Consider the following 11,602-nt stretch of genomic DNA (forward strand, 5'->3'; position numbering starts at 1 on the left):
CCAGCCAATCAACAACATATCGGCTTTACTTGGGAAAGTGTATGCCAACCTTCTGATTTTCGCCAACTTTTTTGTTGATTGAACGCACTTTAATCTTAAAAAACAAACAGATAAATCAATCCTCTCATCCTTAAAACGACACAAGAGGGTTATTAAGTTTTTGTTTTTTATGAAAAATCACCCCTAAAATCAAATTAGTCAGTATTAGGCACTGAAATAGTTGGCAAAAAAATTTCATTTTGACGTGAAGGTCAATTTCTATCGTCGCCTAAGTCCAGATGATCTGCTTTTAAATTCACCGCAATACCAAATGTCGTACTAAAAACATGCAACCTGACTTAGCTACAATCGCTCAGAATCCACTCCGTAAATCGTCTGGTTAGAAAACTTTAATATAAATAATGAGACAGAGCTCAGACACAAATAAAAAACAGGTTGCATAATTTTTTTTGTCATGTACACAAGACTTCCAAGCGTTGAACCACTACACATATCGTCCGAGGGTAGCTTAAACTTTGTCACCTTCTCATTGGTTAATTACTAGGCTTCCAATGAACATTGACGATAACTACAAATAAAATTCGGGCCAACGTTCGTAACGTCAAAACTGGTGAAAGCAGAACATCATGTTCAGTTATTTATTGAGTCAACTTATGTATACCAAGGCGGTGGTTTTAATTTTAACCGCCCTATTGGTACTGATTTGGGCTGTGTACTTTTGTACAGTACTTGCCAAACGTCATGGAGCACTGAGTTTGTGGCAGTATAGCTACTATATTTGCTACTCAATTGGCGTCTCCATATGGATTCTTAGCAATAGCTATTTTCATACCGGCTTACTTGTGCATTTTAGTGATGAAGTGGCAATAAACATGGCTATTATTGCCAACTTAGCGACCTCGCTTGCCTTTGCTTGCGCATGTTGCTTTATCGCCAAGCTACACAAACACTACACAGGCCGATCTGCGCCGAAGTGGCAAGGGGTATTGGTTGCGTTTATTTCTATATTTGGTGTTGTGGTCAATCTGATCCCTGGGTGGACAGTTAGCGGTATAGAGATATTAGGTCCGAGTGAGTTTCAATTAGAGTTTGGCCCTTTTACCAAATACTTCTTTCTTGGTTTTACCACCATCATTTTTCTGACGCTTGTTAATTTGCTGTCCCTAAAAAATTGCACAAGTCAAATCAGACGGAATCGTATCAACTACATGATATTAGGCATCGCTATTTTCATGTGTTCCACAGCTATCATTCAAGTTGGTGTCACTTTTTTCTTCGATGATTTCTCATTGACTTGGTTACCACCAACGCTCTCAATCAGCGAAATGCTTTTGATGGGTTATGCACTGCTGACTTCGAGGTTTTATAGTCCCAAATATATATGTTTTGTTGCTCTTAGTATCGGAATAACTGCCGTCATCTATGCGTGCGCAATATTGCTGCCCTTCTCCGGTGACAGTGCAGAACTCTTCGAGCTCCTATTTGTTGTTTTGATTGTTGGTATGACATGGCAAACACTTTATAAATGGGTTAGGAAGGGCGTTAGTCAAGTCTTGTACGGGGATGTGATGTGCCCCGTCGACAAGATTTCTCAACTAGAAGTAGACTTTAGGAGTTCACCTTCTATAGCCATGGAACAACTAGCGATTTATCTCGGAGTTCCCAAAGATCAACTTCGCTTGCTTGATGATTCTCATGGTGCAGATCTCTACCGCTCGTATTTTGCAAACAACAGTAGTTCTCTCGTTATCGAAGAAGTTGAAGAGGCTTTACTTCTATCATGTGATCAAACACTTAGGGCTATCCATCATAGAATGAATGAAACTAACTCTGCCCTTGTCTTACCGCTCTATGAACGTCAAAACAAACTATCTCATGTCCTAGTTTCAAGCTCAAAAAGTGGCGGCGTCTATTTCTCCAACGAAGAACTATCTGCGTTAGAGCGAGTGTTCAAAAAAGTTCAGGTGTACATAAACCACGAGCGGAAGGTGAAACAATCACAAGCACTCGCCAGCTCCATTGCCAATGAGATGCAAAGCCCTTTCGCACAACTGCAATTTGAATTCGAACATTTAAATCACGGTATCGAACTTAGTCGACCGCCAGAGCAGCTCGCTCAGCACTTAAGTAAGGGGAGAGACGCCATAAATAGAGGTCGTCAACTGATCGACATAATAGTTCGAGAAGTCAGTAAACCATCATTGGTTGAAGAACCTGTTGTGCCTTTATCGATAGCTTCGGCCATTAATATTGCCGTTAGTCAGTACAGCTTCCACGATAAATCGCTTCGCCAGCGCGTACAAGTGTCTGTCGAGCAGGATTTTATAGCCAATATTAATCAAACTTTATTCAATTTCGTCTTGTTCAACTTGCTACGCAATGCCATCTATTACTTTGATTCTTATCCTGATAGCCAAGTAATCATCCAGACAGAAAAAGGACGGTTCCAAAATCATGTCATTTTCACGGACACAGGCCCTGGGATACCTCAAATCTACTTAGCACGTATATTCGAAGATTTTTTCAGTCACAATAAAACTGGAGGGAGTGGTTTAGGGTTAGGTTACTGCAAACGAGTCATGAAGGCCTTTGGTGGAAAGATTCAATGCGACTCGAAAGTCGATGAATATACAAGGTTCTATTTGAGTTTTCCTGTTACTTCACACACAGAGGAGGAATTCCACGCCAAAGAAGCGATTGTAAGCTCTGACGATGTCAGAACGTTGCCCACGTCTATCGCCAATTCAACAACCACTACAGAGAAACCTCTTATCCTCGTTGTAGACGACAAACAAGTTCAGCTTTCACTCGCTAAGCTTTATCTTGAGCAATTGGGTTATAACGTTCTACTGGCAAACAATGGACAAGTCGCCATTGAGGTAATTGAGAACAATCCAATTAGCCTCGTATTTATGGACATTCAAATGCCGATAATGGATGGATTTGAAGCAGCAACTATAATCAAGCGTTCTCAGCCGTCTCTTCCCATCATTGCGCTGTCAGGCGAATCGGGAGAAAAGGAACTGAAAAGAATTAGTGAAGTTATGGATGGGCGTTTATCCAAACCCACATCAAAGCAGGCATTGGGTCAGATGCTGGCATCAGCGTTGTCTGCTTGTGTGCACTAGCACTATTGCAATTTCAAAACGACTCGCAAAATGCGGGGCGCCGAGAGGTGATGCTCAAAAGCAATCTTTCTTGTATCAATTATTATTTGGCGTTTGAAATTTGACACCGAAATTGAACTCTCTAAGTGATTAATACAGCGAATGAAAGTTCATTGTGGTGTAGTCCTATTCGATTGTGGCACTCATTATGCTTCTACGTGATCAACGAGGATAAAGTGGCAATGATTTGTCTCCGTCACTTTATCAGCCTGAGACTGTTACCGGGCAGACACAGATAAGAGAGGCTGTTTATGGAAATTCATCGACATACGTATTATCGCCTTATCCATCATGGAATCAAAAGCTTGTTAGTTGATCGCATAGGTCATTTCACTGAGCACGAGTATCATGACTATCTCAATTACATGACTGGCAAATCCAGCTGTTTCTCCATGACTAATGAAGAGCTGGAGGTCGCTGTCGCTAACCTTAAAAACGAAGGCTATCTAGAAGACATCAAACCCTTGATACGACACTTTGAAATGCACTCCTAATGATACAACACCAAGGCCAGAAAGATATCGCTGGCTTTGGTATGTCATCGCAACAGGGGCTTCAACCATTGTGAATTGTACAGATTTGGTTAGACTGAGGGCAATTTGGCAACTCACAGACTCTACAATGAAACAACTCATCGATTTTATTCCGCTCATTATCTTTTTTGTCCTGTATAAAATACACGACATCTACGTAGCTACAGGCGCTCTCATCATAGCGACAGCAATTCAAATAATCGTTACCTACGCCTTATACAAAAAAGTTGAAAAGATGCAGCTTGTCACCTTCTTGATGGTGGCTTTTTTTGGTGGCCTAACCATATTCCTACACGATGACAATTTCATTAAGTGGAAAGTCACCATTGTATACATGGTCTTCGCAATCGGCCTTGCCGTCAGCCATATCATTGGCAAATCCGCCATAAAGGGGATGCTTGGCAAAGAAATTAGCCTGCCCGATCCAGTATGGGCGAAGGTTACTGGGGCGTGGGTTGTGTTCTTTTCACTCTGTGCGGGACTCAACGTGTATGTTGCGTTTGAGCTACCACTTGATGTGTGGGTCAATTTCAAAGTCTTTGGTCTACTTGCAGCAACATTTGGTTTTACCTTGCTGACCGGTATCTATATCTACAAACATCTGCCAAAAGACAAGCCCGAAGCCGACTCTGGTGACTAACCACACGTTTTTGATATAATCCACACTAATTTTTCCCCATTGGGGTATTTCAGCGGCTGTATTGGCCGCTGTTTAATTTTATGGATGTCAAAATGAGTAAAGAAATCTCTTCCCCTCGGGGACAAATGCTTTTACGCACCCTTGCCATGCCAGCAGACACCAATGCAAATGGCGATATATTTGGTGGTTGGATCATGTCACAGCTCGATTTAGCAGGCGGCATTCTAGCAAAGGAAATATCTGGTGGACGAATTGTCACTGTGTCGGTTTCAGGGATAACTTTCAAAAAGCCAGTTAAGGTTGGCGATGTTGTATGCTGCTACGGTGAATGTACCAAGATTGGCCGTACATCGATGAGCATTGATCTGGAAGTGTGGGTAAAACCAGTCAAAGAACACGGCGTGGAAGATCGCTTCATGGTATGTGATGCTACGTTCAACTATGTGGCTATCGACACAGAAGGCAAACCTCGCCCTATCAAACAAAACTAATCTCACACTTTGCTGTCAGAAGGTCTTTAAAAAGCTGTTACATTCTGTAGAGTTAGGCTAATCACACAATAAGCGGTTTCTCAGTAGCTTATTTATTATAAGGACATCTATACATGTGGTATGTAATTTTCTCTCAAGACGTTGAAAACTCCTTGGAAAAACGTTTAAGTGCTCGCCCTGCTCATCTAGAGCGCCTGCAAAAGTTACAAGATGAGGGCAGACTACTGACCGCTGGCCCGATGCCAGCCATTGATTCGGACAACCCTGGCGAAGCTGGTTTTACAGGCTCTACGGTGATTGCTGAGTTCGAATCCCTTGAACAGGCTCAGAACTGGGCCGATGCGGATCCTTATATTGAAGCAGGTGTCTACGAAAAAGTGATCGTCAAACCTTTCAAGAAAGTATTTTAAGATGAAATTAAAGATCGCCTTAGCTGCGCTCTCTGCTGTTCTTCTGGCAGGCTGTGCATCACCAGAGGGAGACAAGCAACGACAGCTGGAGCTACTCGCTAGCAACCGTGCCAGTTTATTGGCTTCAGAGTTGCCGATGGAAGCCGGTCCACTTTCTATTATGAGAGCCAGTGCAAAAGGCCCGTTCATAGAAATCATGATGGTATACAACCAAGATGCCAAAGGCGCCAAACCCATCCAGCAAGTACTTCGCCAAAGCATCAACACATACTGTACCAATCCTGATACCAAAAGTAATTTGGATGTCGGTTTAGGTTATCGATTGAAAATGCGCAACAGCCGCGGACAGTTAATGGTGGATGAAATCGTAACTAAGCAGACTTGCCAAGCCAGGCCTTAGCCTGCTTTTTCACCCAGTAATTACCCCTAAGACCTCGCAAGGCGGGGTCTTATTTATTGAAGTATTTACTCACTTCCTCTTGCCCCTCCAATTAATAAAAACTCAGGTGCATACGAAGTATACGGGGAAAATGAAGTTTTTATGACATCTAAATTACATTATAAAAAGATAAAAACCCCTAAGTGCTTATTGATTATCAAAATAATCAACCCCAACACGTCTATTTAATCGCCATAAATAAGAGATATAATCTTTAATCTTGCATTCTCACATTGACGCTTACCTAATCGCCTTCTAACTTTTCATATTAGTGTTACTACCAAGGAGGATTCCCCAATGAAGCGCGCAAGCAATTCCTATCGCCTGCAACTAATTAAAGAAGTCGCTACCCGGCAAGAGCGACTCAACTGCGGGGATCCCATGGCTAACTATATTCAAGAATTATTAGACTCAAAGTCTGATTCTGAACTACATACAGAAAAGCATTATCGCTTTAGCGGCAATCACTTCGACGAGCATGTTGGCGGCTGGGTTAGTGACAAGTGGGGGTTAAAATAACCAGTGACATGAGGGGTATAAGCAATAGGGTATACCTCTCGCCTTGGCGTTTGTTTAAAGTGTCTAAAGCAATCAAAAAAGGTCTTGCTGAGGACTTTGGGGATCCGAGTCTGCTTGCTGTTCAACTTTGGCACCGAGTATTTTCCGACGATAGCGCTGGCGACATAGTTTAATAATGTGCAATTGCTCGGCAGGGGTAAAAGTAAGCCAATTAAAGCGCTCTTCACGCTTGCGCATACAGCCCTTACAGTAGCCTTTTTCATCTACTGTGCATACGCCTACACAGGGGCTCGGGACGACAAAAAATTCTAGCTGCTCCATCTGTGCCTCTTCATAGTTTTCTCAGCTACGCTTTAAGCACCTATCACTACTTTATTGCATCTATAATTAAATAAAATTCAATAACTTTCATTATGTGACTGTAAACAAACTATGACCTTAACCTGACAAAAACAGTGCTTTATAACCTATACTTTGTGCCATTAAAGTCGACAAAGTGTTGATTGATGTTTCTATATTTCGGAGTTCATTACTATGAAGTTTAGCCCAAAAATATTACTTGCTGCCGTCACTGTACCGTTTGTTATGACGGCTTGCGCAAGCAATGGAGGCGATGTGAAGCAAATAACTGTTCAGGACCTTCAACATCACAACTGGGAACTGGTGAGTATTGATGGAAAAGAAATCAAACTTGAAGACCACCAAAAACGACCTCGCTTAGAGTTGGGCGAAAAAATGATGGCCAACGGCAACGCTGGTTGTAACAACTACTTCGGTCAAGCTGAACTCAAGGATAACCAGTTCCGCATCGAAAAAATGGGCATGACTATGAAAATGTGTATGGGTGACGCGATGGATTTAGAGCGGTCATTCTCGACAACGCTCGCTGAATGGAGCGACATGTCCCTGACCAACGAAGGTATGGTACTAAAAAATGACCTTCATACTCTGACTTTCAAGCTAAGTGATTGGAAAAACTAATCACCCAAAAGGATAAACGAAAGCAGTCGATTGATGACTGCTTTTTTGTTGCCCGTAGCAAAAGAGAACAAATCTCATACAACCCGTCTACCATTCCTGCAAATACATAAAAAAATTAAATTTTTTCAGTCATAATGAATGAAAAGCATGGGTAGCACGGTCTATCACAAAACTTATAGATTCATTCAAAGGGTAAGGACAACCATGAAAAGGCTGATCACTTTCATCTCTGCTGCACTTCTGTCTGTCGGAGTCACAGCACAAGACAATTGGCAACAAGTAACAGAGCAAGCAAAAGGACAAACCGTGTACTTCCATGCTTGGGGTGGCAGTCAAGAAATCAACAACTATCTGCGCTGGGCAGATAAACAATTGCAATCACAATATGGTGTGACGCTAAAACATGTCAAAGTCACGGATATCGCCGAAACCACAACTCGCTTAATTGCAGAGAAAGCAGCCGGCAAGACCACTGGCGGCAGTGTCGATATGGTATGGATAAATGGTGAAAACTTCAAATCAATGAAGAACAACCAACTGCTTTTCGGCCCTTTTGTCGAACGTTTACCGAGTTGGCAAAAAGTCGATAAGTCCTTGCCCGTTGATAGTGATTTCTCAGAGCCTACTGAAGGATTAGAAGCACCTTGGGGGGTAGGCCAGTTGGTATTCATCCACGATAAGATGACGCTCAACAACCCTCCAGCATCGTATGCTGAAATGCTCAGCTATGCCAAAGCATTTCCGAACAAATTGAGCTACCCTCGCCCACCCGCATTCCATGGCACCAGTTTTCTTAAAGCCGTACTAATCGAACTGACCGCTAATGATCCGTCTCTAGCCAAACCCGTTGAACAAGTCGATTTCAATGCTGTCACTGCGCCTTTGTGGAAGTACCTAGATGAATTTCACAAAGTCGCATGGCGCCAAGGCAAACAATTCCCGGCCAGCTCTGCTGAGACAGTTCAATTGCTCGACGATGGGCAGTTGGATTTAGCCATCACGTTTAATCCAAACTCAGTTTATTCCGCACAGGCGAATGGTAATCTGGCCGAAAGTACCACTGTGTACGCCATGGATGGAGGCGCTTTGTCGAACATACATTTCCTAGCAATTCCATGGAATGCGAATGCGACAGAAGGTGCATTAGTCGCGATTAATTTTCTTTTAAGCCCTGAAGCGCAATCACGCAAAGGCGATGTGTCTATCTGGGGCGATCCATCTGTACTTGAAAATCAATACCTGACAGGAAGTGCAAAGAAAACGACCTTATTTAAATCCGTTGCCGAACCACACCCTAGCTGGCAGGCTGCTCTGGAAGCAGAATGGCAAAAACGCTACGGTAATTAAGAACAATCGTTAAGTTACGAGAGCCAGATGTTAAGAGCTGCGTACATAGTATTAATTTTGCTTTGCATTGCGCCAACAATCCCTGGATTAGTTGGTGTAATGCTCTCATCATTTGGCTACGTTCCTCCTGTTGGCCTGTTCAATTTCTCACTCAGCAGCTATCAGCAGTTTTTCGAATGGCCTGGGATCAAGCACTCTATTGGGCTGACTTTATTCACTTCTATAGTGAGTACTTATCTTTCTTGCTTAATCTGCTTTGCCATTCTTCAAAGCCTTTGGTTAGACCGCCATTGGCGTAAAGTTGAAGCACTGCTGTCACCTTTACTAGCAATGCCTCACGTTGCTTTCGCGATTGGATTTGCTTTTCTATTCGCCCCAACCGGTATGGTTGCACGCTTGTTGGCACAAACCTTAGGTATTGACGTCGATACACATGAAGTAACTTGGTTAGTCCATGACCCTTATGCACTGGGCTTAGCCATGGCACTTTCATTTAAAGAAGTACCATTTTTGCTGCTCATGAGCATTCCCGTTTTGCAGCAGATTAAAATCGACAAACTGTATCAAGTCAGCTCCTCTCTGGGGTACTCACCTGCACAAATGTGGTGGAAGTCGGTCTTCCCTCTTTGGTTAGTAAGAATGCGCTTCGCTTTGTTTGCCGTGATGGCTTATGGCGTTTCCGTGGTGGATTTGAGTTTGATCTTGGGCCCAACCAATCCACCTACTTTGGCCGTATTAGTCTGGCAGTGGTTTAACGATCCGGACTTATCCCTTATCCCTCGTGCGGCATCAGGTGCAGTTATGCTGTTTGTGTTAGCCAGTTTACTTCTAGTCTTAATCGTGCTGGTCGAAAAACTACTCGTCGGTCATTTTGGTCAATGGCAATACTCAGGTCGAAGAGGGTTTAATCTCCCCGGGAAAACGCTGTTTACCTTCTCGGCCATTTTAGCCGGCGTCATGTTTCCACTAATGTTGATCTGGAGTTTCGCTCATCGATGGCGCTTTCCGGACCTTCTCCCTACCCGATATAGTGACCGCTTTTGGAACAATGAGTGGCTCAATATATTACCTACGATTAACCAAAGTTTGATCATTGCTGCCGTCACCGCTTGTTTTGCTGTGATATTAGGCGTTGTAGCTCAGGAAAGTCGTATCCGTTTTCGCTTGCATTTGCCAGGTTATGTTATTGCTTTGCCTATGCTTATCCCGCAGCTTTCTATCTTGTTTGGTATCCAGATAACCACTCTCTACTTGTCCAGTGACGCCTATTACGTTTGGGTTATCTGGTCACACGTGTTCTTCGCGTTTCCATTTGTGTACTTAGCACTGGATGGCCCATGGCGAAGCTATGACAACAACTATACTAGAGCAGCATTAAGCCTTGGGAAAACACCTCTTTTTGTTTTTTTTCACATTAAGGTTAAGTTGTTGCTGCCTGCCATCTTGTACGCGTGGGCTGTCGGAGCCAGTGTAAGCTTGGCGCAATATCTACCCACTTTGATGCTCGGTGGAGGCAGGATTGCAACCGTGACCACGGAAGCTGTCGCTCTTTCGAGTGGCTTCGATCGACGTGTTACTGCCATCTATGCGATTTGGCAAGCCATCTTGCCATTTGTATTCTTTGTCTCTGCCATCCTCATTGGTAGATTCGCACTGAGACAACCTGATTATCAACAACAAACGAACAAGGATGCCCTTACACATGACGCTGTCCCTAGAAAGCCTCGCCATCCATAAAACCAACGGTGAAGCCCTATTCTCTGATTTGAATATATCCGTTTCAGCGCAGGAAGTCGTTTGTCTAATGGGCCCCAGTGGATGTGGGAAATCAACCTTGTTGAGCTTAATTGCAGGGCATATGAGTAGCGAGTTTGTCCATTCTGGGCACGTGCTACTGAATGGCATTAACTTGGCTGAACTTGAACCCCATCAGCGACAAGTTGGAATTCTGTTTCAGGATGATTTGCTATTTCCACATTTAAACGTGTGGCAAAATCTTGCTTTTGCCCTTCCTAACTCAATCAAAGGCGATGAAAGACGCCATCAAGCTATAACTGCATTGAACAAAGTTGAGCTATCACAACTCTCGGACTCTTTTCCTGATCAGATCTCCGGCGGCCAACGTGCGCGTGTCAGCTTACTCAGAATGCTGCTGGCCAAGCCTAAACTGGCGCTGTTGGATGAACCATTTAGCAAACTGGATAAAGAACTTAGAACACAGTTTCGTGACTGGGTCATCGCTCAACTGGTAGAAGCAAACATTCCTACTCTGATGGTGACACATGACAAAGATGATGTTCCTGAGAATGGGCGGATATTGAGTTGGCCGTGGGAGACTACTCATCATGCTTGATAGATTTAGTATCAAAATCATTCGCTCTCCTTTGGCCATTGCCGCCGCTGGATTGGATAAACTCGGTGTGACCGCAAACCAAACGACGCTAAGTGGTTTTCTTCTTGGGTGTCTGGCGTTTCCTGCTCTCTACTTTGAGCACTATGATATGGCACTTGTGTTGATCGTTATTAACCGAGTGTTTGATGGTTTGGATGGCGCATTAGCTCGGCGTCAAGGCATCACAGATGCAGGTGGGTTTCTCGATATCAGCCTCGACTTCTTGTTTTATTCTCTGATCCCATTTGGCTTTGTGGTCGCTAATCCAGAGCAAAACGCGGTAGCGGGCGCCTTTCTCATTTTCTCATTCATTGGTACTGGCTGCAGCTTCCTTGCTTTTGCTGTCATGGCAGGGAAACGGGGAATAGAGAATCCTGTTTATAAAAACAAATCCCTTTATTATATGAGTGGTCTGACTGAAGGCACTGAAACCATAGCGTGTTTCATTGCGTTTTGTCTTTTCCCGCAGCACTTTGCCATCATTGCTTACCTATTTGGCACAGCCTGCTGGTTCACGACCTTTACTCGCATCTATTCAGGTTTCCACACTCTGAAATAGACATAAAAAAGGTCGCTCAACGCGACCTTTTTAAAAGACAAAATTGATTATCACTGCAACCAACAATCCGGACAAGAAACTCGGAACATGAAACTTACGCTTCGGCATAGAGTAGTATTCTGAT

At 43.5% G+C, this 11,602-nt stretch carries 13 protein-coding genes; 12 read left to right on the forward strand and 1 reads right to left on the reverse strand.

The genetic code is table 11. The features are described from left to right. Positions 1–653: 653 nt before the first annotated feature. The 7 genes from TW84_RS03905 (at position 654) to TW84_RS03935 (ending at position 6,199) form a co-directional block, all read left to right on the forward strand. Positions 654–3,128 (forward strand): hybrid sensor histidine kinase/response regulator, encoded by a 2,475-nt coding sequence (locus tag TW84_RS03905; protein WP_338061750.1) that lies wholly within the window; start codon positions 654–656, stop codon positions 3,126–3,128. Between the two features lie 290 nt (positions 3,129–3,418). After that, the gene (locus tag TW84_RS03910; RefSeq protein ID WP_045974369.1) at positions 3,419–3,661 is read left to right on the forward strand and encodes a hypothetical protein; all 243 of its coding nucleotides are present in this window, start codon (positions 3,419–3,421) and stop codon (positions 3,659–3,661) included. A 127-nt stretch (positions 3,662–3,788) separates the two neighbouring features. Next, positions 3,789–4,340: a septation protein A gene (locus TW84_RS03915; RefSeq protein WP_045974370.1), complete on the forward strand. Its 552-nt coding sequence runs from the start codon at positions 3,789–3,791 to the stop codon at positions 4,338–4,340. A 92-nt stretch (positions 4,341–4,432) separates the two neighbouring features. Beyond that, positions 4,433–4,831, forward strand: a complete 399-nt coding sequence (gene yciA, locus TW84_RS03920) for an acyl-CoA thioester hydrolase YciA (protein WP_045974371.1) — start codon at positions 4,433–4,435, stop codon at positions 4,829–4,831. A gap of 113 nt (positions 4,832–4,944) precedes the next feature. Continuing rightward, positions 4,945–5,241: a YciI family protein gene (locus TW84_RS03925; RefSeq protein WP_045974372.1), complete on the forward strand. Its 297-nt coding sequence runs from the start codon at positions 4,945–4,947 to the stop codon at positions 5,239–5,241. 1 nt (position 5,242) lies between these two features. Beyond that, a complete protein-coding gene (locus tag TW84_RS03930; RefSeq protein ID WP_045974373.1) occupies positions 5,243–5,641 on the forward strand; it encodes a GspS/AspS pilotin family protein in 399 nt (132 codons plus the stop codon). A gap of 336 nt (positions 5,642–5,977) precedes the next feature. Beyond that, positions 5,978–6,199 carry a hypothetical protein gene (locus TW84_RS03935; RefSeq protein WP_045974374.1) on the forward strand — a complete coding sequence of 74 codons (222 nt, stop codon included), beginning with the start codon at positions 5,978–5,980 and terminating at the stop codon, positions 6,197–6,199. A 72-nt stretch (positions 6,200–6,271) separates the two neighbouring features. On the opposite strand, the gene TW84_RS03940 is transcribed toward TW84_RS03935, so the two are convergent. Continuing rightward, complete coding sequence (locus tag TW84_RS03940; protein WP_045974375.1) at positions 6,272–6,520, reverse strand: DUF1289 domain-containing protein; 249 nt, start codon at positions 6,518–6,520, stop codon at positions 6,272–6,274. A gap of 213 nt (positions 6,521–6,733) precedes the next feature. On the opposite strand from TW84_RS03940, the gene TW84_RS03945 reads away from it, so the two are divergent. The 5 genes from TW84_RS03945 to TW84_RS03965 all read left to right on the forward strand — a co-directional run bounded on the left by TW84_RS03945 (position 6,734) and on the right by TW84_RS03965 (position 11,478). After that, positions 6,734–7,180 (forward strand): META domain-containing protein, encoded by a 447-nt coding sequence (locus tag TW84_RS03945; RefSeq protein ID WP_045974376.1) that lies wholly within the window; start codon positions 6,734–6,736, stop codon positions 7,178–7,180. A 204-nt stretch (positions 7,181–7,384) separates the two neighbouring features. Further along, entirely contained in the window at positions 7,385–8,527 is a 1,143-nt protein-coding gene (locus tag TW84_RS03950; protein ID WP_045974377.1) for an ABC transporter substrate-binding protein, read from the forward strand. A 27-nt stretch (positions 8,528–8,554) separates the two neighbouring features. Then, positions 8,555–10,264, forward strand: a complete 1,710-nt coding sequence (locus TW84_RS03955; RefSeq protein WP_045974378.1) for an ABC transporter permease — start codon at positions 8,555–8,557, stop codon at positions 10,262–10,264. Further along, a complete protein-coding gene (locus TW84_RS03960; RefSeq protein ID WP_045974379.1) occupies positions 10,230–10,880 on the forward strand; it encodes an ATP-binding cassette domain-containing protein in 651 nt (216 codons plus the stop codon). The genes TW84_RS03955 and TW84_RS03960 overlap by 35 nt, the downstream gene beginning before the upstream one ends. Next, a complete protein-coding gene (locus tag TW84_RS03965; RefSeq protein WP_045974380.1) occupies positions 10,873–11,478 on the forward strand; it encodes a CDP-alcohol phosphatidyltransferase family protein in 606 nt (201 codons plus the stop codon). The genes TW84_RS03960 and TW84_RS03965 overlap by 8 nt, the downstream gene beginning before the upstream one ends. The last annotated feature ends 124 nt before the right edge of the window (positions 11,479–11,602 follow it).

This window comes from Vibrio neptunius (genome assembly GCF_000967495.1).
Lineage (GTDB): Bacteria > Pseudomonadota > Gammaproteobacteria > Enterobacterales > Vibrionaceae > Vibrio > Vibrio neptunius.

What these genes read in the sequence shown, in the direction of transcription:
- TW84_RS03905 (WP_338061750.1), top strand. Translation starts at nt 654, where the DNA reads ATGTATACCAAGGCGGTGGTTTTAATTTTAACCGCCCTATTGGTACTG.
- TW84_RS03910 (WP_045974369.1), top strand. Translation starts at nt 3,419, where the DNA reads ATGGAAATTCATCGACATACGTATTATCGCCTTATCCATCATGGAATC.
- TW84_RS03915 (WP_045974370.1), top strand. Translation starts at nt 3,789, where the DNA reads ATGAAACAACTCATCGATTTTATTCCGCTCATTATCTTTTTTGTCCTG.
- yciA (WP_045974371.1), top strand. Translation starts at nt 4,433, where the DNA reads ATGAGTAAAGAAATCTCTTCCCCTCGGGGACAAATGCTTTTACGCACC.
- TW84_RS03925 (WP_045974372.1), top strand. Translation starts at nt 4,945, where the DNA reads ATGTGGTATGTAATTTTCTCTCAAGACGTTGAAAACTCCTTGGAAAAA.
- TW84_RS03930 (WP_045974373.1), top strand. Translation starts at nt 5,243, where the DNA reads ATGAAATTAAAGATCGCCTTAGCTGCGCTCTCTGCTGTTCTTCTGGCA.
- TW84_RS03935 (WP_045974374.1), top strand. Translation starts at nt 5,978, where the DNA reads ATGAAGCGCGCAAGCAATTCCTATCGCCTGCAACTAATTAAAGAAGTC.
- TW84_RS03940 (WP_045974375.1), bottom strand. Translation starts at nt 6,520, where the DNA reads ATGGAGCAGCTAGAATTTTTTGTCGTCCCGAGCCCCTGTGTAGGCGTA.
- TW84_RS03945 (WP_045974376.1), top strand. Translation starts at nt 6,734, where the DNA reads ATGAAGTTTAGCCCAAAAATATTACTTGCTGCCGTCACTGTACCGTTT.
- TW84_RS03950 (WP_045974377.1), top strand. Translation starts at nt 7,385, where the DNA reads ATGAAAAGGCTGATCACTTTCATCTCTGCTGCACTTCTGTCTGTCGGA.
- TW84_RS03955 (WP_045974378.1), top strand. Translation starts at nt 8,555, where the DNA reads ATGTTAAGAGCTGCGTACATAGTATTAATTTTGCTTTGCATTGCGCCA.
- TW84_RS03960 (WP_045974379.1), top strand. Translation starts at nt 10,230, where the DNA reads ATGACGCTGTCCCTAGAAAGCCTCGCCATCCATAAAACCAACGGTGAA.
- TW84_RS03965 (WP_045974380.1), top strand. Translation starts at nt 10,873, where the DNA reads ATGCTTGATAGATTTAGTATCAAAATCATTCGCTCTCCTTTGGCCATT.